Raw genomic sequence first — 26,110 nt, forward strand, 5'->3', positions numbered from 1 at the left:
TGGGGAAACAAATAATGAATGGGATCAAAATGTATTGATTATCATTAAATTATTCACTGAGATCCCCGCGATAAAATAAGAACATCCATATAAAACTTACAAAAATACAGCATGTAGCTAATAAACTGCCAATCATTTGAGGAGAAAGAATTTCTAACAGCCCTCCTGTAAAAAACATCGATAACTGAATAAGAGATCCGTAAATAGAATAATGGAATGAAAAAACTTTACCTATCATATTTTCGTGTGTGTAAGTTTGAAGTAATGTCGTATCAAGTGGAACGATGATTCCTCCTGCTATACGCATACAGAATAAAGTAATGATACCGATAATAAGTTGATCGGATAGAATGAATCCGAGAAAGAAAATTCCTTGTAATAAGTAGGCCCAACCGAATACTTTTTTCATTTTTTCTTTATTATGGGATATATAAAGATTAACGAGAAGGCTTCCTATCATAAGCCCAGCCCCTTGAACCGTATATAAAATCCCAATGTTCGTATGGAAAATTTTTTCGGCATAGATCGTTAGAAGTAGTTGATAAGCGCCTCCAATAATGCCCCATGAAATGCCGACAAGAATTAATGTTAAAATGATTTTTGTTTGTAATATGTATGTATAACCACCTTTTATATCAGTGAAAAATGCTTTGTTCTTGTTACAAGTATCATGAGCAGGAATACTCATGTTATAAATAAAATAGGCTGAAATAAAGTATGATAGGCTATTTACTAAAAAAGCGAACTCAATATGTAAAGATTGTGCAATTACTCCGCCCAAAGAAGCCCCCATAATAGACATAAAACCATTAATTGTACTAGAAAGAGAGTTAGCAGTTACGAAATGATTTTGGTGTACGATATTTTTTAAGGTTGCTTGTTTAGCTGGTTCAAATAAACAAGCAAGTACAGATAAACATATATTAGCAATGAAAATAATCTCAATTTTATAGCCTGCGAGTAAGTATGTAAGGACTAGAATTCCCCGTGTAATATCGGTGAAAATCATAATATTCTTTTTAGAGAAACGATCTATAATTCCGCCTATGAATGGACTAAGAAGAAGCTGTGGTAAACTTTTACTTATAAAAGTAAGTGCGATCATAAACGGCGATTCCGTTATGCTGTAGACAAATGTTAATAAAGCTACCGTATGGAACCAATCCCCAAGTACACTTAATGTTTGCCCATAAAATAGTTTATTGAAGTTTTTATTTGTTTTAAGAAGTGTGGAATAAGAAACTGACATAAATAGATTATTCCTTATGTAATGACGATGTTTGAATTTGTTCTTTCCACTCACTTAAATACACTTTTTCCGCTGTAGGAAGTCCAACAGGTAATTGTGCAATCAATTCTAAACTATTTCCATCAGGGTCGTTAAAGTATACGGCTGCATGTGCTAATTCCGGAAAAACAATCGGTTCAATTGGTTCCATTCCAAAGTCTTTTCGTGCTGAAATTCCTTTTTGATTTAGCCAATGAATCGCATTTTCTAAATCATGTAAACTTACTTGAAAGGCGATATGTCGTAAAGAGGGGTGATAATTCACTTTGTATTCTGTGCCTTCCCAAAGGCCGAGCCAACTCTCATTTTCTTTAATCCAAAAGAAAGCAATATTATCTCCTCTTTTATATAATTTTAGCCCTAGTGATTCATAAAAAGGTATTGATACTTTTAAGTTGCGGACAGGTAAATGTGCTTCGTAAAGACCTCTAATCATTGTAATCCCCCTTAGTAAAAATGTTTCTTATTCCATAGTAAACAATATGTTGCTAGTTGAAATCGCAAATAAGAGGGATATAAATTCATACGAAAGTATGAAAAAAAACAGCTCATATTTGAGCTGTTTTTCTATAGTTTTTAGTTCATTTTTCAAGGATAGGATATATTAATATCCGTATCCGCCGCCACCCCAACAGCTACATCCGATGATGATTAGAAGGATGAATAGTACGATAAGCAAAGCAAATCCACCGCCGAAACCAGCGCAACTTCCACCATAACTCATATGTTTTCCTCCTTTTTAGTAAGTTAATCTATATGGTTCATGGACTACTATATACAGTATGTTTTTTGTATAGAAAACGAGCCAGTCTCATTTATAATTAGACAAATGCCCGTAGATTCATTAGGATTGCATGTTAGTGATTTGTAAATAAACCTTTACGTAATTCATAATTTAGGCATAAAAAATAAAAAATTGTAAAAAAAACCATTTTCTTATTTTTTTATGAGAGAATATGTACTATAATTTTACAAGTAATATTATGGGAAAAGGGAGTTTTAGTATAGAGATGGAGATGGGACAATTAAAAAATAAAATAGAAAACAAAAAGAAAGAGTTAATTCAACTTGTTGCGAGACACGGATTGGATCATGATAAAGTTTTGTTATTTAGTCGTGATTTAGATATACTTATTAATAAGTTTATGAACATAAAAGACAAAGTGCATAAATAAAAAATTTATAGTTTTTTATATTAAGATGTTTCACAGAAAGGAGAGGACAGTAATTGGAACATTTACAGGAAGAATTGTATAAACAAATAAAAGAAGAAAAAGGTACAGTTACCATTTTCTTAAAGAGTGGCGTTAGAATAGTAGGAGAAGTTGTTGGAGTAGATAAATTTACAGTTTTAATCTTAGTGGATGGAAAACAACAGCTTATTTATAAGCAGGCTATATCAACAATAATGAAATAAGACACTCTTGTTGAGTGTCTTATTTCATTATTGCTTGCATGCCTCAACATCAATGCCGGCAGCAATTAACTTCTTTTCTCCATCTTGTTCAATAATTTTTTGTAATTTAGATAAGAAAGAATCAAAGTTTGTATGCTTTGCTACTTGGAATGTCATTTTATGTTCAATTGGTAGCCACGTATCAATATCAGCTTCGTTATGCTGGATTTTCACCTCAAGTTTATCGAGTGCATTAGCAACTTTTGCTTCGTACGTTTCTTTCGCTTCAAACTCCATCCATAAGTCATATAATTCCTCGCCGAGAGAACCTGTTAACGTTTGTTTAATATTTAAAATAGCCTCCAGTTCATTTTTTTGTTTTTGTAGCTGTAATTCGTGACTATTCATTGTATCAAAAGCAGGAATATCACCAGCTTCGGCTTCGACTAGGTCGTGAATAATAACCATTTTAAGTAATTTCTCAATACTTACTTTTTGATCCAAATAAGGTTCAACTAAAATGGCCATTAGAGACATCCGCCATGTATGTTCGGCAACACTTTCTTGACGTCCGTTGGAAAGCCAGCTATGTCGCATTTCATATTTTAGTTTTTCTGCTAATGCAATGACTTGTAAAATGTTGTGTTCCATCGTGATCCTCCTCATTTATTCATACCATAATTCTAATATAGAAATGAAATGTGTCAATTTTATGAGTATATTGCGATAAACAGATGATAAGCGTATAATACATGTTATATGTGAAAACGTATTATTAAAATAAAAAAATGTTATATAAAAATGGAAAGGAAAGGGCAGAAATATGGGAGAGAAAAATCAAGTATTAGCTAGACCACAAAGAAGAAAAAGGAAGTTTGATATTTCTAGCCCAGTGGGCATTATAGTAGGTTTCATTATAGTGATAGCGGCAATTATGCTTGGTGGCGGTGGAATAAAAGCTTTCAAAAACTTTTTAGATATTTCATCTATTTTAATTGTCATAGGGGGAACAACAGCGACAATTGTTGTGGCATATCGATTTGGAGAAATAAAAAAATATACGAAAAGCATTTTTACTGTTTTACATAGAAGAGAAGAAGATTTAGAACAGTTAACAGATTTGTTTGTCGATTTTTCGAAAAAGTCTAAAAAGAACGGCTTGCTTTCTTTAGAGGTAGATGGAGAGCAAGTGGATAATCCTTTTATTCAAAAAGGAATTCGATTAATGTTAAGCGGTTACGATGAAGATGAATTAAAAGAAGTGTTATTGAAAGATATTGAAACGGAAGTGTATGAGTTAAGAAAAGGAGCAGCATTATTAGATAAAATTGGTGATTTTGCTCCAGCTTGGGGAATGATTGGTACGTTAATCGGTCTTATCATTATGCTCCAAAACTTACAAGATACATCGCAAATTGGTACAGGAATGGCAGTTGCGATGCTAACGACATTATATGGGTCTGTACTTGCGAATATGATTGCAATCCCTCTTGCGGAAAAAGTATATCGTGGTATTGAAGATTTATATACAGAGAAGAAGTTTGTAATAGAAGCAATTTCAGAATTGTATCGTGGACAAATCCCTTCTAAATTAAAGTTGAAACTGGATACATACGTATACGAAACAAAGGTAAAAAAGGTAAAAGGAGCAGCCTAATATTTCAAGGAGTGGTATGATGAGTAAAGGACCGCAAAAGGGATCGCCTCGTTGGATGACGACTTTTACAGATTTAACGATGTTATTATTAACTTTCTTTGTATTACTAGTTGCTACATCAAAGCAAGATGCAGTAAAATTGTCAAAGATGCTTGAAAAGTTTAGTGATACGGGGCAAGTAGATGCAAAAGTAATGGAAAATACAATACCGGATATTTCACATGAAAAAAATGATGAAAAAATGATTTCAAAAAAGAGAATGGATGAATTATATAAGAAGTTAAAAGCATATGTAGATAATAATGGTATTAGTCAAGTGAATGTATATCGAGAGGATACAGGGGTAAGCGTCGTTATAGTAGATAATTTAATATTTGATACAGGCGATGCGAACGTTAAGCCCGAAGCGAAAGGGATAATAAGTCAATTAGTTGGATTTTTTCAATCCGTACCTAACCCAATTGTTGTAGAGGGACATACAGATAGTAGACCTATTCATAACGAGAAATTCCCTTCTAATTGGGAGTTATCTTCAGCACGAGCGGCAAATATGATTCACCATTTAATTGAAGTGTATAATGTAGACGATAAAAGGCTAGCTGCGGTAGGATATGCAGACACAAAGCCAATTGTACCAAATGATTCACCGCAAAACTGGGAAAAAAACCGTCGCGTTGTTATTTATATAAAAGAGTAGTATATTATTATTTTAATAATAAAATAATAAAAACACGAAAATTCTTTTAAAAAAATATTAAATTTTATCATTTTATTTTGTATAATGAGTGAGAATGATAAGGTGAAATATTAAGATATATTTATACATAGAAGGAGAGAATTAAAAAGAATGGCACATAAAATTTTAGTAGTAGACGATGCGATGTTTATGCGAACGATGATTAAAAACTTATTAAAAAGTAATGCTGAATTTGAAGTTATTGGCGAAGCAGAGAATGGGGTAGAAGCAATTCAAAAGTATAAAGAACTTCAACCTGATATTGTAACATTAGATATTACTATGCCAGAAATGGACGGGCTTGAAGCATTAAAAGAAATTATTAAAATTGATTCAAGTGCAAAGGTTGTTATTTGTTCTGCAATGGGACAACAAGGTATGGTATTAGATGCAATTAAGGGCGGGGCAAAAGACTTTATTGTAAAGCCATTCCAAGCGGATCGTGTAATTGAAGCTTTAACAAAAGTAGCAAATAGTTAATATAGAAGGGGTGCCACAAGGAATCAAAACAGTGATAGCGGATCGACGTGTGGCCCCCTTTTTTCTCATTGTAAAACACTAAATTGTTATACATAAATGAAATGTTTGTTAGACAGGTAGGGGATAAAAATGCAAACAGATCTATTAAATATATTTTTCGAAGAGTCAGAAGAACATTTACAGTCGCTAAATGAAAATGTGCTAGTGTTAGAACAAAATCCTGCTGATATGGATGTTGTAGGAGAAATATTCCGATCCGCTCATACATTCAAAGGTATGTCTGCGAGCATGGAATTTACGGAAATGGCTGATTTAACGCATAAGATGGAAAATGTGTTAGATGAAATTCGTCATGGAAATATAGTTGTAAATGCGGATATTATTGATGTGATTTTTGAGTGCATTGATAATTTGGAGAAGATGGTTACAGATGTGCAACAAGGTGGAATGGGCAATATTGATGTAGCCTCAACTAAACAGAAATTAGAAGCATTATTGAACGGCAATGTAGAAACTCCTACGGAACATATAGAGCAAAATCATATAGACACCGATGATGCAGTTTCGCATGAAGTGCATATAACAGTTGAACAGCAAGCAATTTTAAAAGCAGTACGTGCCATTATGTGTATTGAAGCATTGCAAAATGTAGGGAATATACAAAAAACAGCTCCGAGTATTGAAGAAATTGAAGCAGATGCTTTCGGATTTGAATTTACAGTATTTATGGATACTGATTGTAGTATAGAAGAATTGAAACAAGTAGTACTTCATGTTTCTGAAATTGAGAAAGTGGAAGTAAAGCAAGGAGAACCTATATCGAAGGAAGTAGCTTCTAAAAAGGTCGTTACACAAGAAGTTGTGCAAGTAGAAGAAAAGCTACAACCTGCTGTGGTTACGCAAGTAAAATCACCGATAGAGGCAACGAATCAACCTTCAAGTGCTATGCCGGCTAAAAGTACTACAAAAACGAAAAATGCAAAAGTGGAGAATCGTTCAATTCGTGTTCAATTAGAGAAAATCGAAAGATTAATGAATATGTTTGAAGAAAGTGTAATTGAACGTGGGCGCATTGATGAATTGGCTCAAACGATTCAAAACAAGGAGCTAATTGAACATTTAAATCGATTAGGCGATATTTCAAAAGATATTCAAAATGTACTATTAAATATGCGTATGGTGCCGATTGAAACTGTATTCAATCGTTTCCCGCGTATGGTACGTATGTTAGCGAAAGATTTAGGGAAAAAAATCGATTTACAAATTACAGGTGAAGATACTGAAGTAGATAAAATTGTTATTGATGAAATCGGTGATCCGCTCGTTCATTTAATTCGAAATGCAATCGATCACGGTGTTGAAACTGTTGAAAAACGACGTGATGCAGGTAAAAATGAGACAGGTACGATTAAATTAGAAGCCTTTCATAGTGGAAATCATGTCGTTATTCAAATTACGGATGATGGAAACGGTATTAATAAAGGGAAAGTATTAGAAAAAGCGATTAAAAATGGCGTTGTAACTGAAGCGGATGCGAATAGATTAACAGATCGTGAAGTGTTTGATCTTATTTTCCAACCAGGATTTAGTACAGCTGAAGTTGTATCAGATCTTTCTGGACGCGGTGTCGGATTAGATGTTGTAAAACATACGATTCATAGTTTAGGTGGACATTTAATTATTGATTCTGAGGAAGGAAAGGGAAGTACATTTAGAATTGAACTTCCATTAACGTTGTCTATTATTCAATCTATGCTTGTTCAAACGAATGATAAGCGTTATGCTTTACCTCTTGGAAATATCGTTGAAGCAATTCGAATTAAGAGAGAAGACATCCAATCCTTACAAGGAAAAGATGTGTTAAATTATCGTAATCAAATTATTGAAGTGAAACATTTAAGTACTGTATTTGGTGAAAAAACAGTAGATGAGGCGTTTGCGTCATATGATGGTCAAATGGTTCCTGTGTTAATTGTTCGTAATACACATCGCAGCTATGGACTTATTGTAAACACAATTATCGGTCAAAGAGAAATAGTCTTAAAGTCATTAGGTGACTTCTTTGCAGAGAGTTCTAACTATTTCTCTGGTGCGACGATTCTCGGTGATGGACGAGTGGTCCTCATTTTAAACCCAGAAGGTTTATAATAGGAATGAAGGAAAGCTCCCCACTTGTATACAATTGGGGAGCTTTTTGGCTAATTGCGACGAATCTAATAATGGGATACATAGTAACGTTTTATACTAATGAGTTTGCTAAAATAAAATAAGAGTTTATATTATTTGATAGAAAAACAGAAATGAGGAGGCAGGGAAAATGCCTGAGCAACACACAAAAGGGGATACGAGCACGATTGTGCTAGAAAAAGAAAATGAGCATTTAACGCCTCAAGAATGCGATATTCTTGGCGAAATTGCAAATATATCATTTGGTTCAGCTTCGACTGTATTATCAACAATTTTAAATAGGCAAGTAAGCATTACTGCTCCTCGCATAGAGTTGGTAGATTTATATGATTCAAGAGATGTCGAAGTTCCACATGTTGTATTAAACATTCATTTTACAAAAGGATTAGATATGGAAAACCTTCTTGTCCTTAAGCAAGATGTTGCATTATCCATTGCTGATTTAATGATGATGGGAACAGGTGAAGTGGAGGACGGAAAAGAACTTGGCGAATTAGAGCTAAGTGCTGTACAAGAAGCGATGAATCAAATGATGGGATTCGCAGCTACATCTATGTCGGAATTCTTCCAAGATACAGTAGATATGTCTCCGCCGACGATTAAAGTTGTAAAGTTATCAGAAGAAATGGAGAAAATTTCTGAAATCGATGGGAATCATACGATTGTTAAAGTGTCGTTTGATTTAAAGATAGATAATCTTGTAAACTCTAAACTTGTACAAATTGTTTCAGTTGATCATGCGAAACAAATGGTAAATAAATTAATGCAATTATCTGGTGAAGTAGAAGAAACAGTCGAACCAGCAGAAGTAGTGGAAACTGAGATTGTAGAAGAACAAGTTGAAAAAGAGCATTTAACACAAGAAGAGAAAGATGTACTTGGTGAAATTGCAAATATTTCAATTGGTTCCGCTTCAACAGTATTGTCAACGCTTTTAAATCAGCCAGTTACAATTAGTACACCAAATGTGGAAGCAATCAATGTTCGTCATTATGATGGAGTACCAGTGCCATTTGTTATTTTAAATGTTGACTTTGTTGAAGGGCTAAAGAATGAGAATGTATTCGTATTTACGAAAGATGTCGCCTTAACAATGGTAGATTTAATGATGATGGGAACAGGGGAAGTTGATCCGGAAAAAGAGCTTACTGAATTAGAACTGAGCGGTATTAAAGAAATTATGAACCAAATGATGGGTCATGCTGCTACGGCGATGTCAGAAATGTTCCAAGAAAAAATGGACATGACGCCGCCAAATGTTAAATTTGTAACGTTAAAAGAAGAAATGGAGTATTTGGGAGAGTCAATGGAAGTGGACGAACTCGTTCAAATTACGTTCAATCTTGAAATTGGTGATCTGCTTCAATCGAAAATGTATCAAATTTTGCCAATTTCTGAAGCGAAAGAAATGGTAAGGCGACTTCTGTATCCAATGGTGGAAGAAGAAGAGATTGCCACAGAAGAAATTGAAGAAGAAAAAATTGTAGAACCAGTTGTGCAACCTATTGAATTTAAAGAAGTAAAACAAATGGAACCAGTATATATGGACACGTCCATTCTAAAAAATGTAGAAATGAACGTGAAATTTGTATTTGGAAGTACAGTGAAAACGATTCAAGATATATTAAGTTTACAAGAAAATGAAGCAGTTGTGCTAGATGAGGATATTGATGAACCAATTCGTATTTATGTAAATGATGTATTAGTGGCGTATGGTGAACTTGTAAATGTAGATGGATTTTTCGGAGTAAAAGTGACGAAATCACTATAAGGCATTGAAATAGGAGTTTGAACTAGTAGATGAAAAACGTAAAGTTTTTTCTAATGAGTTGGCTATGCATACATGTATGCTTGTTCTTCCCCTTGCAAAGTCAGGCTGAGGAACAAATTGAGTCAGATCAAAAAATAAATGAAGTGAATGTACAAGAAGAAAATAAGGAATCTCAAGAATCGTCAGAGCAAGTGGAAACGAAGCAAGATGAAGAGAAACAAAAAGAAGCAGAACAACAAGAAGTAGTAAATAAACAATTGAGTGAAAGAAAGATAGAAACAGAACAGGGAATTATTACAGTAAATAAGCCGGAGCTTAAAGTTGGCGAAGAGGTGCGAATTGCTGTAGAACCAAATGGGAAAAACATTCAAAGTATGAAAGGGATATTGCAGTTACAAAAAAATGGGGAGCAATATGCGCAAGAAAGAATGTTATCTTTTGAGTATGATGAAGAAACGAAGAGCTGGGTTGCTAACTATAAAGCAGGGGATTTTGATTTGCAAGGTGATTGGAATCTTCAGCTCGTTCAAAGTTACAAAGAGAATGAGAAAGAAGAGCTCATAAAAAATGAAGTGAAAGTCCCGCTCATTCGTATTAAAAATGAAACGCCAACTATAGATAAAGAATTGCCAAAGTTACAGAAAGTTACTATTGATGAAGTAAAAGAGAACTTAGTTGAACGAAAACAGGGAGATTCTATACATATACGAGTAAAAGCATCAGATATAGAATCGGTTGTAAAAGAAGTGCGCGTTACATTAAAAGGGAAAGAAAATAAAGAGCTTTCGTTTTTATTAGACTACAACAAGCATGATATGGATTGGCAAAAAGTATTTGAACTAACAGAAGCATTGCCGGCTGGGCCATACGAATTACTTGTAGAGATAATAGATGCAGCAGGTAATAAACTTGTTGAGGAAAGTGAATATACCATTTCTGTTTTGGTGCCAAAAAATGAAGATGATAAAAAGATAGAAGAGAAAGAAGATAAATTAGATAATAAACTAGAAAATGAATTAGAAGATAAGAAAGAAAATGAGAAGCAAGAAGATTCCAAAGTCAAAAACCCGGTTCCAGAAGAAAATTTGCCAGTTGTTCAAATTCCGAAGCGAGATGAGAAAGTAAATAAGTTTATAAAAGAACCGTTGGAAGAGAAAGAGGAATTTACTTACGTTATAAAAGAGCCGTTCGAAGACAACAAGGAAGTACATAAGGCGAAGGACCAAAAAGAGAAAAATAACAAACAAGTTGCCTCTAAAAAGAAAGAACAAAAAGAAGAACCGAAAGACAAGAAAGAAGAAAAAGGTGAACAGGGAGTACAAGCTTCGGATGTATTTACTATCATGTCAGGTTTGTTCGTACTGTTTTTAGTTTTAAAGAGTAATAAAGAATGGGGCTAATTATTTCATAGTAGTGGAGGCGCTTAAATGGAGATTAAACGTACGACAATTGAAGATAAGACGCTACAACCATTAAAACAGCCTGCAGCTATTTCGGAACATGAAATCCAGAAAGAACGAAAGCGTAGCAATTTAGTGTTTACTGGACAGTCTAAAATTATTTCGAAAAATAATGAAATAGGTATTTTACTTGCAAGTTTAAGTGATGGAAAGATTATGAAGGAAATGCTTTCTAAAGAGATGGATACAGTGTTACAACTTTTTAAAAAGTTACATACGTTATCTGGAGAAGGTAAGCAAACAGAAAAAATATTTGAACAAGTAATTAGAAGCCTACAAGGGCTTGTTAAGCAGGCGCATATAAAAGAACTTCCTTTGTTAGATGGAACATATGATTTCGCTGAAGTACAACTATCATTTGGTAGAAAAGTACATATTCCGTTACTCGATGTGAGTGCACTTATCTCTAGAGTGGAAAGTGATTCTTCAGAAGGAAATATAAATTTGATGGTAACGGTTATTACTGCTTATATAACGAAATTGTCTAACGAAACAATTTTAATTAGCGTTACAGACCGCATTGCTAAAGATCGGGATGTAAGTGTATGGAGAGCGCTTGCGGAAATGAACATGACACAATTATCACAGGCATTGAAACAAACGATGCAAGAACATAAATGGTCTATGACGTTTCTTTTTCTCTTCATATGGATTGTCGGTATTATTTTAATTCGAGTTATGTAAAAAGGTCGTCACTCCATTGTGACGACCTCTTTTATATTTTTTCGTAGAAGAATGTATCAAATCGCTGAAGATTGTAACGTTCGGGTGTTAAAATTTGTTCCGTACTACCAACAAATAGTACACCGCCTTTTCGTAAAGAACGACTAAATTTTTCGTAAAGTTTTACTCTTGCTTCTTCTGTGAAATATATCATTACATTGCGACAAATAATCAAATCATAATTTGTATCGAATGACTGCATTAAAAGGTCATGTTGTTTAAACGAGACGTTTTGTTTAATGTTTTGATGCAATGAATATAGATCATTCTCTTTTGTGAAATGACGTTCTTTCAAATCATTAGGTAATTCCTTTAACGAACGTTCTGTATATTGACCGCGTTTTGCGGTTTCTAAAATATGAAAATCAAGATCTGTTGCTTGAATTTCAAAACGAAATGGAGCAAGATGCTTCGATAAAATTAAAGAGAGTGTATACGGTTCTTCACCAGCAGCGCAAGCGGCACTCCATACCTTTAATTTTCCGCTATTTTGTTCGAGTAATTTTGGTAGTGCTTTCGACTCTAAAGTTTGCCATCGTTCTTTATTTCTAAAAAACTCTGAAACGTTAATTGTAATATAGTCAATAAAATTTAAAAATAAATTTTGATCAGCGCGTAATTTGTTTAAAAAATTAGTGTAGTTTTCGAAGCCTTTTCTCGAAATGAAAGCATCGATTCTACGGCGCATTCTATCTTGTTTATATGAAGCGATGTCCATATTGAATTGTTGTTTAAAACTCGCGATAAAATGATCATAATCTTGTTCAATTATCATATTTACAATGGGCACAATAATGATATTGTGCCTCCCCCTTTACATCATACGAATTTTTTGTTCAAAGCTTTTTTTCATTTGCTTTTCATGTAATCCTGGTAAATCATAAATGACAGCATCAATACCTGCTTCTTTTGCAACATCGACAGGGATGACAGATGTATGTTTGTCCCCATTATAAAAACAGAGAACTAAATCAGTGTCTTCAATAATTTGTTTAACAAAAAACATATAATCTGATCGGTAAATGGAGTCAGAAGGATGATCAAAAGCAACATATTCGGCTCCGTGTTTTTTTAAGTAATCAACGACTTCTTGAAATTCATCTGTAATTGCTTGCAATGGTTGCAGCGTGTAAAGGCATAAATTTTGAGCGAGTCTTTCATTCTCAACGAAAAAACGAAGAACCTCATTTTCAATAGATTTATAACATAATATGTAAATTTTATGTTTGTGAGCATAGTCAGTTAAAAATTTTTTAATTTCTTCTTGATCTAATGCTGTTAATTGATTTGAACCACAAAGGAAAATATTCATAGAATTGTGCCACCTCATGCTAAATTGTAACATATCTTTTATAAAAAATAACTGCAAAATATTACTGTTCAGAGTATAATTATAAATAACTGGATTTTACGATTAAGTTTAGGAAGAAATAAAAAAATAAATAGGTGATATATATGCTACGTTCTATCTCGCATAATCCAATTTTATCGCATATACCGCCTGCTACTCAAATGCCGAAAGAAGCAAATGTCAGAACAGGACTTGCATTTTCGGATAATTTGCATGCAGATCCGAAAAAAGATAAATTACTAGAACAAATGGAAGCGTTTGTCGATAATATTGGAGAAATTAAAGAGAAAATTGAAATGGAATTAACGCTTGATAATGTAATGGAATACAAAAATACAGTAAAATCATTTTTGAATTTTTACGTGGATAATGTATTGCAGTATAAAGATGTCATGTCTCGTCACCCGCGTTACGGATATTCACAGAAAATGACGATTGTGAAACAGGCAGAAATGGGATTGAATGAATTAGAAGATGTTATGAATTTAATTAATACGAAAACAGGACATTTAGAAATGTTAAATCAAATTGGAGAAATCCATGGTTTAATTGTGAATTTAGTCTTGTAAAAGGAAGGAAGCTATATGTACATACAATTATATGAAAAACTCGTTATTATTCAAAAAGCGTATGAAAATATTCAAGCGCTTGGAGAGCAAATATATGAGAATTTAAAAAATAAAAATGTAAATGCAGTTCAAAAATTGCAAGTAGAGCAATTGCAGTACATTGATGGTTTAAAAGGGTTATCAAGCTCATTAGAAGAAATGGTTGTTCAGTTCTGTAAAGAACAAGGGGTTGAATCGTTTCGTGTAAGTGCGTTATTTTCGTATTTTTCTCAAGAAGAAATTAAAAAAATGGAAGAATTACAAAAAAACGTAACTGAATTAGAAGAGAATGTAAAAATGCTTCTTTTGAAAAATCAATATTACTTAAACGTACTATTAAAAACTACAGAAAGTATTGTGGATTCTGTTTCTGAATATAACTTAGAGCGAAACAATAATTCGCAAATCTTTATGAACGAACTATTGTAAAGGAGAAGTGAAGTTTTATGAGATTATCTGATTATAATACACCGCTATCGGGCATGTTAGCGGCTCAAATGGGGTTACAAACAACGAAACAAAACTTGTCTAACATTCATACACCGGGTTATGTTCGTCAAATGGTGAATTACGGATCTGTTGGAGCAAGCAATGGTCATACGCCAGAACAGAGAATTGGTTACGGTGTACAAACGCTAGGTGTTGACCGTATTACTGATGAGGTAAAAACGAAGCAGTTTAATGATCAATTATCTCAGCTCTCTTACTATAACTACATGAATTCAACTTTATCACGTGTAGAGTCTATGGTTGGAACGACAGGGAAGAATTCATTATCTAGTTTAATGGACGGTTTCTTTAATGCCTTTCGTGAAGTAGCAAAAAATCCAGAGCAACCAAACTACTATGATACATTAATTTCTGAAACTGGGAAGTTCACAAGTCAAGTGAATCGTCTTGCGAAAAACTTAGATACAGTGGAAGCACAGACAGCAGAAGATATTGAAGCGCATGTTAATGAATTTAATCGTCTTGCTGCTAGTTTAGCAGAAGCGAATCATAAAATTGGACAAGCGGGTACACAAGTGCCGAATCAACTTTTAGACGAACGAGATCGCATCGTTACAGAGATGTCTAAGTATGCAAACATCGAAGTATCTTATGAATCTATGAATCCTAATATCGCGAGTGTTAGAATGAATGGTATTTTAACAGTAAATGGACAAGATACATATCCACTTCAATTAAATAAAGAAAAAGACCCAATGTCAGTTGAGATTTACGGTTCAGAAATCTCTGTAACTAGCGGAGCGATAAAGTCAGCGATTGATACGAAAGCAAAGATTGTTGATTATAAAAAAAATCTCGAAGACTTAATGAGTTCAGTGAAAAATCAAGTGAATACAGTGATGGGAAAAGATTTCTTCGTTGGAGATTATGCGAAGGATATGAAGTTAAATCCAGAATTCCAAAAAGATGTTTCGAAAATGAAAATATCTGCTGAAACAGCAAATAAACTAGCAGCAATTACAGATGGAGATTATAAAGAAGGTCTTTCTTATAAACAAGCATTAGACCAATTTATAGTTCGTGTAGCCTCTGATAAAAGTGCAGTGAATGCTTATCAAAAAATTCATGGAGACTTACTAGAAGGTATTCAGCAAGAAAAAATGAGCGTCGAAGGGGTAAATATGGAAGAGGAAATGGTAAATTTAATGGCCTTCCAAAAATACTTCGTCGCAAATTCTAAAGCTATTACTACGATGAATGAAGTGTTTGATAGTCTATTTTCGATTATTCGATAAGTGATAGTAATTGATTGGAAATATATAAGGAGGAGATAGAAATGAGAGTATCTACATTTCAAAATGCAAACTGGGCAAAGAATCAGTTAATGGATTTGAATGTGCAACAACAATACCATAGAAACCAAGTAACTTCAGGGAAGAAAAATCTTCTTATGAGTGAAGACCCACTTGCAGCGAGTAAATCATTTGCGATTCAACATTCATTGGCAAATATGGAGCAAATGCAAAAAGATATAGCGGATTCGAAAAATGTATTAACACAAACTGAAAATACTTTACAAGGTGTTTTGAAATCTTTAACGAGAGCAGATCAATTAACAGTACAAGCATTAAGTGAGCAAAATGGTGAAAAAGAATTGAAAGCAATCGGTGCAGAGATTGATCAAATTTTAAAACAAGTTGTATATTTAGCGAATACGAAAGAGCAAGGCCGTTATATTTTCGGTGGTGATAGTGCAGAGAAGCCACCATTTACAGAAGATGGTACATACCAGGGCGGAAAAAATGATGTGAACTGGCAACTAAATGACGGTTATGAATTCAAAGCGTTCCGTAACGGAGAAGCATTATTATCCCCAGTTATAAAAACGTTAAAACAGATGAGCGAAGCGATGCAAAAAGGTGACCAAAAAGCGTTACAACCGTTATTAGGAGAAAATAAGAAAAACTTAGATGGCATCATTAACCGTACAACTGAAGTTGGTTCAACAATGAACACAATGGAGACGTTTAAAACAATTTTAAGTGAACAAAATTTAGCGCTTCAAGAAAATCGTAAAGAAATTGAGGATGTCGATTTAGCGGTCGCAATTTCTGACTTAGCATATATAAATGCAACGTATGAAGCGACGCTTAAAGCAGTTAGTACGATGAGTAAAACGAGCATTTTAGATTATATGTAAACGAATAAGGAGTGATACAACATGGCAGGAACATTAACAGGTATTGGCGGTAGACAACAAATTTGGAACCTCGGAAATAATATGATCGATACTTCTAATCTTGTAGAATTAGAACTACAAGCATTAAATATGAAAAAAACACCCTATACAACGGAAAAACAACAACTTACACAAGATAAACAATTATACACAAGTTTAAAAACAGAATTTAGTTCTTTTACACAAACATTTAAAAACTTAGCATCATTTAAAGGAAATGAAAAAAAAGTTACAACAACACAGGATGGCTATATTAATGTAATAGCTGATGGCGGAGCAATCTCGGGAACATTCAATATGACAATTAAGCAACTTGCGCAACGCCATCAAATTGCTTCAAATGATATTAAAATTGATGAAAAATTACCTGCAGAAGAAACATTAGAAATTAATGGGAAACCACTTAAAGTAACAACGGATATGACTTATAAGGACTTAATTAATAAAATTAATGATGGTGACTATGGTGTTTCTGCATATACGCTTGGTGGCAAAGTATTTATGTCTGCTAAAAATGAGGGAATGGGAGGCGAAATTAAGTTTACAAGTGAAAAATCTGATTTGTTCCAAAAAATGGGTTTATCTACAGTGGATGGTAAAGCAGTGAACGTCATTAATGAAGCACAGGATGCAATATACAGTATTAATGGCATTGAAGGGAAAAGTGCTAGTAATACAATTGAAACACTCCCTGGTGTAAAAGTGGAGTTATTAAAAGTAACTGAATCGAAGGTAACGGACGGTGGAACTGGTACAGACACAAAAGGAATAGATTTAAAATTTACAGTAAGTGATTCAAATGTAACCGACGCATCCAACCTTATTAAAAAAATGGTGGCAGATTATAATAAAGCGGTTTCTACAGTAGATCTTTTTGCTGGAAAAGGTGGAGCCTTCCAGGGACAAGTAATTATGCAAAGCATACGTCAAGTAATGAATAGCGTTGTAACATTTTCTCAAGATGATAATTATTTATTTAATTTTGGTATCCAAATAAAGCAGGATGGGACATTAGAAGTCGATGATGAAGCTCTAACAAAGGCATTAAAAGAAAAGCCAGATACAGCTAAACAGTTTTTCTTTAGCTCAAATGGTTTAGGGAAAATGATGGAGGCCCCGCTTGAAAAGCTTTTCGGTGATAAAGGTGTCGTTGGGGAACGAGTAAAGAGTATAGATTCGCGTGTAAGTGATTTAGATAGAAAAATTAGCGATATTGATATGCAAAATAAGCAAAAGCAAGATGAAATTGTGAAGAAGTATCAAAAGCTAGAAAGTACATTGGCGGCGCTTGATAGCCAACTAAAAACAATTAAAGCAATGACAAAACAAAAAAGTGATGATTAATGAAAGTTGAGGAAGTGATCGTATGCAAGCATGGCAACGTTATATGCAAAATGATATTATGACGAGTAACCCAATTAAAAATACAATTTTTATTTATGAAAGATGTATTGTAGAGTTTCGTAATTTAGAAGAACTTTTACATACTTTTAAACTACAAGAAGGGGACGCACTTCTTGAAAAATTAGAACGTATTTTTGAAGAACTAAAGCTTCAATTAAATCCTGAGATTACGAAAGATTTATATGATAGTCTCTATGGTTTATATGATTGGATTAGCATTCAAATTCAAACGATGAAAGTAACGCGTGAAGCGAAAGATATTGATGCAATTGTGAAAGTGTTACAAGATTTAATAGACGGCTACCGCGGAGCACTTGAAAATGAACAATGATATTTATCGGACGTTTGTCGACTGTTTTAATGAAATCGGTGAATTGCAAGTGTCAGATAGAGAGTTTGCTGAGAAGAGTGAGATGTTAAATCGCTGGATGATGACATTGGATGAAGAAACGCGTGCGCAAGTTGCAATAGAAGTAAGCCCGCTAATTATTAAGGCAGCTCAGCATATTCGGGATAAGCAAAGGATTTTAGAAGAAATGATTATGGAAAACAATGGGCGAATGAAGGCTAATTCATTTTACGGTAAATATTAATAATAACGTCTGGAAACAGATTCCCCTTTTAAAAGGGGGTCTATTCCTTCGTTTACATAAAGAACTCCACTGATTGAGGTTTCATTTTATGACTGTGATGAAAAAATAATAGTAATCTAAATAATAGAAAAATGGACTTTAGTTTGTAGTTTATATATTGAAATGTTCTATAGATTACTATGTGTATACAGTTTTTTGCATTCTTTTTTATATTTTTGTATTTTTCTAAAGACAACAATGAAAAAATGGAATAAAATATGTAAGGGTACATAATAGTAAATATTTTAATAAACGCATATAAGAAAATAAATAATGAAGTGAAACTTCTATCAGTGGATCATTACGTTAGAAAAGAAAGGGTGTGGAATATGCCAGATTTAGTGAGTGATGTAAGCCATTATATGAATTATTTAGTGACGAAACGAAATACTGTTTCTAGTAATATTGCAAATGCAAATACACCTGGCTATAAAGCACAGGATGTAACATTTGCTGAGCAGATGAATAAAAGTAGTGCATTATATAAAAACAATGCGGCTGATTTAAAGAGTAATCCAGATTTATATCAAACGAATGAAATGCACTTGCCGACAGTAAATACGAAAAATACATATGCAAAGATTCAAACAAAATCAATGCAAACGAATAAAGACGGAAATAGTGTGGATGTAACGACAGAAATGCTAGATTTAATGAAAGCAAATCAGTTATACGGTATTTCAGTTAATGCAATTAATACACAATATGCAATTAACCAAGCGGCACGCGGACGTTAAAAGTAGAAGGAGAGACAACGGATGTTTCAGGCAATTAATGCAAGTGGCTCAGGACTAACGACAGCGAGAAAGTGGATGGAAGTTACTTCTAACAATATTGTAAATGCAAATACGACGGCGGCTCCGGGGGCAGATTTATATGAGCGTCGTAGTGTGGTGCTAGAATCAAACAATAGTTTTGCAAGTATGCTAGATGGGGCTCCTACTAACGGAGTAAAAATAAAAAGTATTGAAGCAGACAAAACGGAAAATTTAGTGTATGATCCGACGCATCCGCACGCAAATAAAGAAGGATATGTACGTTATCCCAATATTGATGTAACTGCTGAAATGACGAATGTAATGGTTGCTCAAAAAATGTATGAAGCGAATACGAGTGTATTAAATGCGAATAAAAAAATGCTTGATAAAGATTTAGAAATCGGCCGAGGATAAGGGGGAAGATAGTAATATGAAAATTCAACCAATGTTACATACACAACCATTTGGAGCAATTCAGTCAATTGGTGCACCGAAAACTTCTCAAACATCTGTAGCTCCGGAGAAAAAGTTTATTGATTTATTGGAAGATATGAATCAAACGCAAAACAATGCGCAAACAGCAGTATATGATTTACTAACTAAAGGGGTAGGAGAAACACATGACGTTTTAATTCAGCAAAAGAAAGCTGAGTCTCAAATGAAAACAGCTGCTCTCGTACGTGATAATCTTATTGAAAATTATAAGTCACTAATTAATATGCAAATTTAGGAAAGTGGACGGGTGTGTTTAAATGGAAAAGATGAAAAATGTTATCCAATCGTTAAAAACGTGGCATAAGTTAGTAATTGGTGCTGCGCTTTTAGCGATTGTAACAGGAGCACTTTTATACTTCACCTTGCCAGATAAATATGTTGTTGTATATCAAAATTTAAATGATACAGATAAACAAGAGATTACAGCAGAATTATCGAAGTTAGGTGTCGATTATCAATTAGCGGCCGATGGTTCGATTCGTGTGCAAAAGAATGATGCTCCATGGGTTCGAAAAGAAATGAATGGGATGGGCTTACCGTTTAATTCGAAAAGCGGTGAGGAAATTTTATTAGAAAGCTCGCTCGGTTCAAGTGAGCAAGATAAAAAAATGAAGCAAATTGTCGGTACGAAGAAGCAATTGGAGCAAGATATTGTAAGAAATTTTGCGACAGTTGAAACGGCAAATGTTCAAATTACATTGCCTGAAAAAGAGACAATTTTTGATGAAGAAAAAGCAAAAGGAACAGCGGCGATTACGGTTGGAGTGAAGCGTGGACAATTGTTAACAGCTGATCAAGTTGCGGGTATACAGCAAATGATTAGTGCAGCGGTTCCTGGTGTGAAAGCAGAAGAAGTAAGTGTTATTGATAGTAAAAAAGGTGTTATCTCAAAAGGAGCAGATGAAGCACATTCTAGTAGTTCCTCCTCTTATGAGAAAGAAGTAGAGATGCAGCACCAACTTGAAGGTAAATTAAAGCAAGACATTGATGCAACGTTAATGACGATGTTTAAACCGAATGAATATAAAGTGAATACGAAAGTATCTGTAAACTACGATGAAGTTACACGTCAGTCAGAGAAGTATGGTGATAAAGGTGTACTTCGTAGTAAACAAGAGCAGGAGGAAAGCTCTACTGCGCAAGAAGGGGCAGATACGAAGCAAGGTGCTGGTATTACAGCTAACGGTGAAGTGCCAAACTACGGTACGAACAATAATCAAAATGGTAAAGTTGTCTACGATAATAAAAATGGCAACAAAATTGAAAATTATGAAATAGATAAAACAGTTGAAACAATTAAGAAACACCCAGAATTAACGAAAACGAATGTTGTTGTATGGGTAGATAATGATACGTTAGTAAAACGTAGAATTGATATGACAACTTTTAAAGAAGCAATCGGAACAGCGGCAGGACTTCAAGCTGATCCGAACGGTAACTTTATAAATGGTCAAGTTAACGTTGTAACTGTTCAGTTCGATCAGCCGAAAGCCGAAAAAGAGAAAGAGCCAGAAAAAAGTGGTATAAACTGGTGGTTATTCGGTGGAATTACAGCTGGCTTATTAGCAATCGGTGGTCTAGTATGGTTCTTATTAGCAAGACGTAAGAGAAAGAAAGAAGAAGAGGAATATGAAGAATACTTAGCAGAAGAGGAAATTGCTGCAAGTAATGAAAGTATCTTGGAAATTCCTGAAGAAAAAATAGTGCCAGAGCCAAAACCTGAACCAGAAGAACCGAAAGAACCAACGTTAGATGAACAAGTGCAGGATGCTACGAAAGAACATGTAGAAGGTACTGCAAAAGTAATTAAAAAATGGTTAAACGGACAGTAAGGGAGGAACAATGATGTTAGATGAAATCTCCTCCAAAGAAAAAGCTGCCATCCTTATTCGTACATTAGAAGAAGGGGTGGCAGCAAAAGTCATTGAATATATGACAGCTGAGGAAAAAGAAGTATTACTTCGTGAAATCGCAAAGTTTCGTGTATACAAACCAGAAACGTTAGAAAATGTACTAGGAGAGTTCTTATATGAACTAAATGTAAAAGAATTGAACTTAGTCACTCCAGATAAAGAATACATTCGTCGCATATTTAAAAACATGCCAGAAGACGAACTGGAAAAATTATTGGAAGATCTTTGGTATAACAAAGATAATCCGTTTGAGTTCTTAAATTCACTTACAGATTTAGAGCCACTTCTTACAGTGCTTAATGATGAGTCACCACAAACAATTGCAATTATCGCTTCTTATATTAAACCGCAACTTGCGTCTCAATTAATTGAGAGATTGCCAGATCATAAGCGCGTTGAAACGGTAATGGGTATAGCGAAACTAGAACAAGTTGATGGTGAGTTAATTAATCAAATTGGTGAGTTGTTAAAATCGAAATTAAATAATATGGCATTTAGTGCAATTAATAAAACTGATGGCTTGAAAACAATCGTAAATATTTTAAATAATGTTTCACGAGGTGTTGAAAAAACAGTCTTTCAAAAGCTGGATGAAGTCGATTATGAGTTATCTGAGAAAATTAAAGAAAATATGTTTGTCTTTGAAGACTTACTTGGTCTTGAAGATCTTGCGCTTCGCCGTGTATTAGAAGAAATTACAGATAACGGTGTTCTTGCGAAAGCACTTAAAATTGCAAAAGAAGAAATTAAAGAGAAATTATTTACATGTATGTCTTCAAACCGTAAAGAGATGATTCTAGAAGAATTAGATGGCTTAGGACCGCTTAAGATGACGGATGCTGAAAAAGCGCAGCAAACGATCACTGGTACAGTGAAAAAGCTAGAGAAAGAAGGAAGAATTATCGTTCAAAGAGGTGAAGAGGATGTCCTTATTTAAAAACAGAATTCCGAAGAATTCTGTTTCTTTTTCTGAAGAAACGTATGAATTACAATTTCCAAAACCAGCTTCAGTTCAAATAGAAGAGGAAGAATTACAAGCTGATCATGCAGAACTTCGCGCCCAGCAAGAATCGTTACATATGGAAATGAATCAGCTAAGGCAAGAGAAGCAAATGCTAGAACGAGAGCGGCAGCAGTTATTACAAGATAAAGAACAATTTCAAATGCATATTCATGAGCAAATGGAACAGATGGAAGCAGCGCGTGTGCAATTTCAAAAAGAACAACAAGAAACAGCATATGAATGGACAGAGTTATTATGGGATCAATCATTTCATTTAGCAGAAAAAATCGTGAATCAAGCGGTAGATTCACGATTGCTTGATGTGTTACCTATTTTAACCGGCATAGTGCAAACATTGCCAACTTCGTTTGAAAAATTAATCATTACAGTACATCCAGAAACGTTTGAACGTATTCAAGAAGAGAAGGAAAATACGAAAGAATATTGGTTACTACAATTAGTAGAATGGAAATATGATTTCTCCCTGCAGTTTGGTGAATTTGTTCTGGAAGAAGAGAAAGAATTCTTTGAATTTAAATTTGCACCTATATTTGCGAAACTTCGTCAGAAATGGGAAGAAGAGAAGTTATTTGAGGAGCAAAATGTATGAGCCGCCTGTTAATGAATGAGAACGAAAAATGGAATAAGTTCATTGAAACACCGCTGTATACGAAAGTAGGCAAAGTTCATAGTGTACAAGAACAGTTTTTCGTAGCAAAAGGGCCGAAAGCGAAGATTGGTGATGTTTGCTTCGTTGGAGAACATAACGTCTTATGTGAAGTGATTGCCATTGAAAAGGAAAATAATATGCTACTTCCATTTGAACAGACAGAAAAAGTATGTTATGGAGATTCAGTGACATTAGTTTCAGAAGATGTTGTTGTACCACGTGGTAATCACTTGCTCGGAAAAGTGTTAAGTGCAAATGGTGAAGTGTTAAATGAGGAAGCTGAAAACATTCCATTACAGAAAATAAAACTAGATGCACCACCTATACATGCATTTGAACGTGAAGAGATTACCGATGTATTTGAAACAGGAATAAAATCAATTGATTCTATGCTAACAATTGGTATCGGTCAAAAGATTGGTATTTTTGCTGGGTCAGGTGTTGGTAAATCAACTTTACTTGGAATGATAGCAAAAAATGCAAAAGCTGATATAAATGTTATTAGTTTAGTAGGAGAACGTGGCCGGGAAGTAAAAGACTTTATTCGAAAAGAGTTAGGCGAGGAAGGTATGCGAAAAAGCGTCGTTGTTGTAGCGACGTCAGATGAAAGTCACCTTATGCAACTTCGTGCAGCGAAACTCGCAACGTCTATTGCTGAATACTTCCGTGATCAAGGTAATAACGTATTACTTATGATGGACTCTGTTACTCGTTTTGCCGATGCACGAAGAAGTGTTGATATTGCTGTTAAAGAGTTACCGATTGGTGGTAAAACACTGTTAATGGAAAGTTATATGAAGAAGTTGTTAGAGCGGTCCGGAAAAACACAAAAGGGATCTATAACAGGTATTTATACGGTGCTTGTTGATGGGGATGATTTAAATGGTCCTGTACCAGATTTAGCACGTGGTATTTTAGATGGACATATCGTATTAAAGCGTGAGCTTGCAACGCTTAGTCATTACCCTGCGATTTCAGTATTAGATTCAGTAAGTAGGATTATGGAAGAAATTGTTTCGCCACATCATTGGCAACTTGCAAATGAAATGAGAAAGATTTTATCAATTTATAAAGAAAATGAATTGTATTTTAAGCTAGGAACGATTCAAGAAAATGAAGAAAATGCTTATATTTTTGAATGTAAAAATAAAGTAGAAGGCATAAATACATTTTTAAAGCAAGGTCGATCGGATAGTTTCCAATTTGATGATATCGTTGAAGCGATACAGCATATAGTATAAGGCCTCTGCCCAAGAGGTCTTATTTTTTTGTTTTTTAATATTTCACAGATTTTTTTGGAAAAAAACTATATAATAGAAAAAGAGAACGTTATAATAGAAAGGGGCTATGAAAACAGGTGGATAAACAGCAGTACGACACAATAAAATTGCAAATAAACCAAGAAAAAGAACATATTTTAAAAGAAGTGTATGAATTAACAGCTGAAAAAAGAAAAATAGAACAAAAAAAAGAATATGATTTATATGTTGTGAAATCGCGTAGTAAAGTCGTACAAACTGGGCAACGTATTATGGCTGGCATGCTTTCTTCACATACGTTTTCACCTGAAAGAATAGAAGAATGGAATCGAAAAATTAAAAAAACGGAAGGTTTTATTCAAAAAAATGAAAGCCTTTTAGAGCAAGTAAAAGAAAAAGAACGTGTCATTGATGAGATGTATCAAGAAGATTGCAAAAAGCTTGCGAAAGCACAAGAAAAGCTGGAAGAAAAAATGCTTCTGGATTTGAAAATGTGTATGAATGGATGAGGTGAATGTAGTGATACAGTCTGTATTACCGGTGCAACAAAGTTTACCTCCGCAAAAAGAAAAAGGGCTAGAAGTACAATCAAAAAATGAAGATTCTTCATTCGATCGTACGATGAGAATGGAAAATAAAAAACAGCCGCAAACGGAGAAAACGAAACGAGAAGAAGCACCAAAAGAAGAGAGAAAAGATTATATTCTTTCTAAAAAATCGGTAACGGAAGAAGAACCTATTGTAAAGAAAGAAGAAAAAAAAGAGACAGAACAGTTGTTATTAGCTGTATCTGAGCAAATGGTTGCAATTGAGCAATTACATGTGCAGCCGGAATTGTTATATCAATACATACAAAAAATACAAGAGCTATATAAAGAATATGGCAATATTAAACTTAATGAATTACCTGCAGCTGAATTACAACAATTACAAGAACTTCTTTCAAATATGAATATCAAAAATGCTATATGTTTAGAAGATACAATGCAAATGGTATTAGACAAAATGAAGATGCCAGAGCAAGCGATGCAAGCATTGAAGGCTGTAGAAACAGAAACTTGTAATATTGCAAAGGAACAAGAAGAGTTTAAAGAGGTAGATCTTCCGAAACTTGAGAGCGATGATGCAAAGATAGAGTTGCCAGAAGTTGATGCATTAAACGATTCGAGCTCTGCAGGTGCAGAATTATTAAATAAAACGACGAGTATCGAACAAATAGGGAAATCAAATAGTGGTGCTGAGAAAGTTTCATTACCTGACTTAGGAAAGAAAATGGAAGCGCAAGTAGAAGCGCTGCAAAAATTTGTAGTGAAACAAGAACGTGTTTTATTTCAGTTAAATCCAGAAAAACTTGGTACATTAACAGTGTTTATGAAAAAACACGGAGATCAAATTGACGTTCACGTAGAAATGGAAAAACACGATGCGAAAAAACGTGTTGAAATCATTTTTGATGAATTGAGATTAAAGTTAAAAGAAAAAGAAATCAATATTCAAATTAGCTATTCAGATAAAGATGAAAATCGTAAAGAACAGCGAGAACAAGAGCAAAGGCAAAAACAGAAATTAGCAAATACAAATCATGAAAAACAACAATCAACAGAATTTGCGGGATTATTGGAGGAATAAA

Annotated in this window: 31 protein-coding genes; 25 read left to right on the top strand and 6 right to left on the bottom strand. The window is 34.0% G+C overall.

Going from position 1 to position 26,110, the window contains the following annotated elements:
- Positions 1 to 49: 49 nt before the first annotated feature.
- The 3 genes from ACS2QP_RS09105 to ACS2QP_RS09115 all read right to left on the bottom strand — a co-directional run bounded on the left by ACS2QP_RS09105 (position 50) and on the right by ACS2QP_RS09115 (position 2,012).
- Positions 50 to 1,249: an MFS transporter gene (locus tag ACS2QP_RS09105; protein ID WP_438882345.1), complete on the bottom strand. Its 1,200-nt coding sequence runs from the start codon at positions 1,247 to 1,249 to the stop codon at positions 50 to 52.
- A 7-nt stretch (positions 1,250 to 1,256) separates the two neighbouring features.
- A complete protein-coding gene (locus tag ACS2QP_RS09110) occupies positions 1,257 to 1,724 on the bottom strand; it encodes a VOC family protein (RefSeq protein ID WP_033696135.1) in 468 nt (155 codons plus the stop codon).
- Between the two features lie 168 nt (positions 1,725 to 1,892).
- Positions 1,893 to 2,012 (bottom strand): YjcZ family sporulation protein, encoded by a 120-nt coding sequence (locus ACS2QP_RS09115; protein ID WP_000120179.1) that lies wholly within the window; start codon positions 2,010 to 2,012, stop codon positions 1,893 to 1,895.
- A gap of 232 nt (positions 2,013 to 2,244) precedes the next feature.
- Here ACS2QP_RS09115 and ACS2QP_RS09120 point away from each other — a divergent pair, with 232 nt between their 5' ends.
- Together ACS2QP_RS09120 and hfq are read left to right on the top strand one after the other, a co-directional pair.
- Positions 2,245 to 2,463: an aspartyl-phosphate phosphatase Spo0E family protein gene (locus ACS2QP_RS09120; protein ID WP_000291688.1), complete on the top strand. Its 219-nt coding sequence runs from the start codon at positions 2,245 to 2,247 to the stop codon at positions 2,461 to 2,463.
- 53 nt (positions 2,464 to 2,516) lie between these two features.
- The gene (hfq, locus tag ACS2QP_RS09125; RefSeq protein WP_000400665.1) at positions 2,517 to 2,705 is read left to right on the top strand and encodes an RNA chaperone Hfq; all 189 of its coding nucleotides are present in this window, start codon (positions 2,517 to 2,519) and stop codon (positions 2,703 to 2,705) included.
- A gap of 27 nt (positions 2,706 to 2,732) precedes the next feature.
- On the opposite strand, the gene ACS2QP_RS09130 is transcribed toward hfq, so the two are convergent.
- Entirely contained in the window at positions 2,733 to 3,335 is a 603-nt protein-coding gene (locus ACS2QP_RS09130) for an HD domain-containing protein (RefSeq protein WP_000400780.1), read from the bottom strand.
- A gap of 172 nt (positions 3,336 to 3,507) precedes the next feature.
- Between ACS2QP_RS09130 and ACS2QP_RS09135 the strand changes: the two genes are divergently transcribed.
- The 7 genes from ACS2QP_RS09135 to ACS2QP_RS09165 all read left to right on the top strand — a co-directional run bounded on the left by ACS2QP_RS09135 (position 3,508) and on the right by ACS2QP_RS09165 (position 11,659).
- The gene (locus ACS2QP_RS09135; RefSeq protein WP_000504185.1) at positions 3,508 to 4,341 is read left to right on the top strand and encodes a flagellar motor protein MotP; all 834 of its coding nucleotides are present in this window, start codon (positions 3,508 to 3,510) and stop codon (positions 4,339 to 4,341) included.
- A 19-nt stretch (positions 4,342 to 4,360) separates the two neighbouring features.
- A complete protein-coding gene (locus ACS2QP_RS09140; RefSeq protein ID WP_000033627.1) occupies positions 4,361 to 5,038 on the top strand; it encodes an OmpA family protein in 678 nt (225 codons plus the stop codon).
- Positions 5,039 to 5,188: 150 nt separating this feature from the next.
- Positions 5,189 to 5,557, top strand: coding sequence for a response regulator (locus tag ACS2QP_RS09145; RefSeq protein ID WP_000940568.1), 369 nt, complete (start codon positions 5,189 to 5,191; stop codon positions 5,555 to 5,557).
- A gap of 129 nt (positions 5,558 to 5,686) precedes the next feature.
- Entirely contained in the window at positions 5,687 to 7,705 is a 2,019-nt protein-coding gene (locus ACS2QP_RS09150) for a chemotaxis protein CheW (protein WP_438882346.1), read from the top strand.
- Positions 7,706 to 7,874: 169 nt separating this feature from the next.
- A complete protein-coding gene (locus ACS2QP_RS09155; protein WP_078420966.1) occupies positions 7,875 to 9,515 on the top strand; it encodes a flagellar motor switch protein in 1,641 nt (546 codons plus the stop codon).
- Positions 9,516 to 9,544: 29 nt separating this feature from the next.
- Complete coding sequence (locus tag ACS2QP_RS09160; RefSeq protein ID WP_438882347.1) at positions 9,545 to 10,915, top strand: transglycosylase; 1,371 nt, start codon at positions 9,545 to 9,547, stop codon at positions 10,913 to 10,915.
- Between the two features lie 27 nt (positions 10,916 to 10,942).
- On the top strand, positions 10,943 to 11,659 hold the full coding sequence (locus ACS2QP_RS09165; protein ID WP_069604187.1) for a hypothetical protein: 717 nt from the start codon (positions 10,943 to 10,945) through the stop codon (positions 11,657 to 11,659).
- A 31-nt stretch (positions 11,660 to 11,690) separates the two neighbouring features.
- Here the strand turns inward: ACS2QP_RS09165 and cheR are convergent, their stop codons facing one another.
- Complete coding sequence (gene cheR / locus ACS2QP_RS09170; protein ID WP_000582876.1) at positions 11,691 to 12,473, bottom strand: protein-glutamate O-methyltransferase CheR; 783 nt, start codon at positions 12,471 to 12,473, stop codon at positions 11,691 to 11,693.
- A 39-nt stretch (positions 12,474 to 12,512) separates the two neighbouring features.
- On the bottom strand, positions 12,513 to 13,010 hold the full coding sequence (locus ACS2QP_RS09175) for a flagellar motor switch protein FliG (RefSeq protein WP_001020110.1): 498 nt from the start codon (positions 13,008 to 13,010) through the stop codon (positions 12,513 to 12,515).
- A 143-nt stretch (positions 13,011 to 13,153) separates the two neighbouring features.
- On the opposite strand from ACS2QP_RS09175, the gene ACS2QP_RS09180 reads away from it, so the two are divergent.
- From ACS2QP_RS09180 to ACS2QP_RS09255, 16 genes are all read left to right on the top strand, one after another.
- Positions 13,154 to 13,618: a YaaR family protein gene (locus ACS2QP_RS09180; protein ID WP_000946323.1), complete on the top strand. Its 465-nt coding sequence runs from the start codon at positions 13,154 to 13,156 to the stop codon at positions 13,616 to 13,618.
- Positions 13,619 to 13,633: 15 nt separating this feature from the next.
- Positions 13,634 to 14,086: a hypothetical protein gene (locus tag ACS2QP_RS09185; RefSeq protein ID WP_438882348.1), complete on the top strand. Its 453-nt coding sequence runs from the start codon at positions 13,634 to 13,636 to the stop codon at positions 14,084 to 14,086.
- Positions 14,087 to 14,103: 17 nt separating this feature from the next.
- On the top strand, positions 14,104 to 15,402 hold the full coding sequence (gene flgK / locus ACS2QP_RS09190) for a flagellar hook-associated protein FlgK (protein ID WP_001239713.1): 1,299 nt from the start codon (positions 14,104 to 14,106) through the stop codon (positions 15,400 to 15,402).
- A 41-nt stretch (positions 15,403 to 15,443) separates the two neighbouring features.
- Entirely contained in the window at positions 15,444 to 16,307 is an 864-nt protein-coding gene (locus ACS2QP_RS09195; RefSeq protein WP_001266413.1) for a flagellar hook-associated protein 3, read from the top strand.
- A 21-nt stretch (positions 16,308 to 16,328) separates the two neighbouring features.
- Positions 16,329 to 17,690, top strand: a complete 1,362-nt coding sequence (locus ACS2QP_RS09200) for a flagellar hook-associated protein 2 (protein WP_006922666.1) — start codon at positions 16,329 to 16,331, stop codon at positions 17,688 to 17,690.
- A 22-nt stretch (positions 17,691 to 17,712) separates the two neighbouring features.
- On the top strand, positions 17,713 to 18,081 hold the full coding sequence (gene fliS / locus ACS2QP_RS09205) for a flagellar export chaperone FliS (RefSeq protein WP_001149516.1): 369 nt from the start codon (positions 17,713 to 17,715) through the stop codon (positions 18,079 to 18,081).
- Positions 18,071 to 18,343 carry a hypothetical protein gene (locus ACS2QP_RS09210; protein ID WP_006922667.1) on the top strand — a complete coding sequence of 91 codons (273 nt, stop codon included), beginning with the start codon at positions 18,071 to 18,073 and terminating at the stop codon, positions 18,341 to 18,343. The genes fliS and ACS2QP_RS09210 overlap by 11 nt, the downstream gene beginning before the upstream one ends.
- Before the next feature lie 317 nt (positions 18,344 to 18,660).
- Entirely contained in the window at positions 18,661 to 19,119 is a 459-nt protein-coding gene (gene flgB, locus ACS2QP_RS09215; protein WP_394852789.1) for a flagellar basal body rod protein FlgB, read from the top strand.
- 21 nt (positions 19,120 to 19,140) lie between these two features.
- A complete protein-coding gene (gene flgC / locus ACS2QP_RS09220; RefSeq protein WP_000484683.1) occupies positions 19,141 to 19,554 on the top strand; it encodes a flagellar basal body rod protein FlgC in 414 nt (137 codons plus the stop codon).
- 16 nt (positions 19,555 to 19,570) lie between these two features.
- Positions 19,571 to 19,870 carry a flagellar hook-basal body complex protein FliE gene (fliE, locus tag ACS2QP_RS09225; protein WP_000701670.1) on the top strand — a complete coding sequence of 100 codons (300 nt, stop codon included), beginning with the start codon at positions 19,571 to 19,573 and terminating at the stop codon, positions 19,868 to 19,870.
- A gap of 22 nt (positions 19,871 to 19,892) precedes the next feature.
- Positions 19,893 to 21,467, top strand: coding sequence for a flagellar M-ring protein FliF C-terminal domain-containing protein (locus tag ACS2QP_RS09230; protein WP_000413951.1), 1,575 nt, complete (start codon positions 19,893 to 19,895; stop codon positions 21,465 to 21,467).
- A 13-nt stretch (positions 21,468 to 21,480) separates the two neighbouring features.
- Complete coding sequence (fliG, locus tag ACS2QP_RS09235) at positions 21,481 to 22,485, top strand: flagellar motor switch protein FliG (RefSeq protein ID WP_000883364.1); 1,005 nt, start codon at positions 21,481 to 21,483, stop codon at positions 22,483 to 22,485.
- Complete coding sequence (locus ACS2QP_RS09240) at positions 22,472 to 23,161, top strand: FliH/SctL family protein (RefSeq protein WP_000051691.1); 690 nt, start codon at positions 22,472 to 22,474, stop codon at positions 23,159 to 23,161. The genes fliG and ACS2QP_RS09240 overlap by 14 nt, the downstream gene beginning before the upstream one ends.
- Positions 23,158 to 24,462, top strand: a complete 1,305-nt coding sequence (gene fliI, locus ACS2QP_RS09245) for a flagellar protein export ATPase FliI (protein WP_000088693.1) — start codon at positions 23,158 to 23,160, stop codon at positions 24,460 to 24,462. The genes ACS2QP_RS09240 and fliI overlap by 4 nt, the downstream gene beginning before the upstream one ends.
- A gap of 116 nt (positions 24,463 to 24,578) precedes the next feature.
- Complete coding sequence (locus ACS2QP_RS09250; protein ID WP_000360855.1) at positions 24,579 to 24,989, top strand: hypothetical protein; 411 nt, start codon at positions 24,579 to 24,581, stop codon at positions 24,987 to 24,989.
- A gap of 10 nt (positions 24,990 to 24,999) precedes the next feature.
- Positions 25,000 to 26,109, top strand: a complete 1,110-nt coding sequence (locus tag ACS2QP_RS09255) for a flagellar hook-length control protein FliK (protein ID WP_438882391.1) — start codon at positions 25,000 to 25,002, stop codon at positions 26,107 to 26,109.
- Position 26,110: the final 1 nt, after the last annotated feature.

Origin of the sequence: Bacillus cereus group sp. Bce019, from assembly GCF_051781745.1 — a bacterium.
In the GTDB taxonomy this organism is placed as follows: Bacteria; Bacillota; Bacilli; order Bacillales; family Bacillaceae_G; genus Bacillus_A; species Bacillus_A cereus.

Bases quoted from the DNA above. Each gene is read 5' to 3' on its own strand.
- flgK (WP_001239713.1), top strand. From the start codon at position 14,104: ATGAGATTATCTGATTATAATACACCGCTATCGGGCATGTTAGCGGCT.
- ACS2QP_RS09145 (WP_000940568.1), top strand. From the start codon at position 5,189: ATGGCACATAAAATTTTAGTAGTAGACGATGCGATGTTTATGCGAACG.
- ACS2QP_RS09230 (WP_000413951.1), top strand. From the start codon at position 19,893: ATGGAAAAGATGAAAAATGTTATCCAATCGTTAAAAACGTGGCATAAG.
- ACS2QP_RS09135 (WP_000504185.1), top strand. From the start codon at position 3,508: ATGGGAGAGAAAAATCAAGTATTAGCTAGACCACAAAGAAGAAAAAGG.
- fliI (WP_000088693.1), top strand. From the start codon at position 23,158: ATGAGCCGCCTGTTAATGAATGAGAACGAAAAATGGAATAAGTTCATT.
- ACS2QP_RS09180 (WP_000946323.1), top strand. From the start codon at position 13,154: ATGCTACGTTCTATCTCGCATAATCCAATTTTATCGCATATACCGCCT.
- ACS2QP_RS09160 (WP_438882347.1), top strand. From the start codon at position 9,545: ATGAAAAACGTAAAGTTTTTTCTAATGAGTTGGCTATGCATACATGTA.
- ACS2QP_RS09210 (WP_006922667.1), top strand. From the start codon at position 18,071: ATGAACAATGATATTTATCGGACGTTTGTCGACTGTTTTAATGAAATC.
- ACS2QP_RS09140 (WP_000033627.1), top strand. From the start codon at position 4,361: ATGAGTAAAGGACCGCAAAAGGGATCGCCTCGTTGGATGACGACTTTT.
- ACS2QP_RS09105 (WP_438882345.1), bottom strand. From the start codon at position 1,249: ATGTCAGTTTCTTATTCCACACTTCTTAAAACAAATAAAAACTTCAAT.
- fliE (WP_000701670.1), top strand. From the start codon at position 19,571: ATGAAAATTCAACCAATGTTACATACACAACCATTTGGAGCAATTCAG.
- ACS2QP_RS09120 (WP_000291688.1), top strand. From the start codon at position 2,245: ATGTACTATAATTTTACAAGTAATATTATGGGAAAAGGGAGTTTTAGT.
- ACS2QP_RS09110 (WP_033696135.1), bottom strand. From the start codon at position 1,724: ATGATTAGAGGTCTTTACGAAGCACATTTACCTGTCCGCAACTTAAAA.
- ACS2QP_RS09115 (WP_000120179.1), bottom strand. From the start codon at position 2,012: ATGAGTTATGGTGGAAGTTGCGCTGGTTTCGGCGGTGGATTTGCTTTG.
- fliG (WP_000883364.1), top strand. From the start codon at position 21,481: ATGTTAGATGAAATCTCCTCCAAAGAAAAAGCTGCCATCCTTATTCGT.
- flgC (WP_000484683.1), top strand. From the start codon at position 19,141: ATGTTTCAGGCAATTAATGCAAGTGGCTCAGGACTAACGACAGCGAGA.
- ACS2QP_RS09155 (WP_078420966.1), top strand. From the start codon at position 7,875: ATGCCTGAGCAACACACAAAAGGGGATACGAGCACGATTGTGCTAGAA.
- ACS2QP_RS09240 (WP_000051691.1), top strand. From the start codon at position 22,472: ATGTCCTTATTTAAAAACAGAATTCCGAAGAATTCTGTTTCTTTTTCT.
- fliS (WP_001149516.1), top strand. From the start codon at position 17,713: ATGCAAGCATGGCAACGTTATATGCAAAATGATATTATGACGAGTAAC.
- ACS2QP_RS09175 (WP_001020110.1), bottom strand. From the start codon at position 13,010: ATGAATATTTTCCTTTGTGGTTCAAATCAATTAACAGCATTAGATCAA.
- ACS2QP_RS09200 (WP_006922666.1), top strand. From the start codon at position 16,329: ATGGCAGGAACATTAACAGGTATTGGCGGTAGACAACAAATTTGGAAC.
- ACS2QP_RS09165 (WP_069604187.1), top strand. From the start codon at position 10,943: ATGGAGATTAAACGTACGACAATTGAAGATAAGACGCTACAACCATTA.
- ACS2QP_RS09130 (WP_000400780.1), bottom strand. From the start codon at position 3,335: ATGGAACACAACATTTTACAAGTCATTGCATTAGCAGAAAAACTAAAA.
- cheR (WP_000582876.1), bottom strand. From the start codon at position 12,473: ATGATAATTGAACAAGATTATGATCATTTTATCGCGAGTTTTAAACAA.
- ACS2QP_RS09195 (WP_001266413.1), top strand. From the start codon at position 15,444: ATGAGAGTATCTACATTTCAAAATGCAAACTGGGCAAAGAATCAGTTA.
- ACS2QP_RS09185 (WP_438882348.1), top strand. From the start codon at position 13,634: ATGTACATACAATTATATGAAAAACTCGTTATTATTCAAAAAGCGTAT.
- ACS2QP_RS09150 (WP_438882346.1), top strand. From the start codon at position 5,687: ATGCAAACAGATCTATTAAATATATTTTTCGAAGAGTCAGAAGAACAT.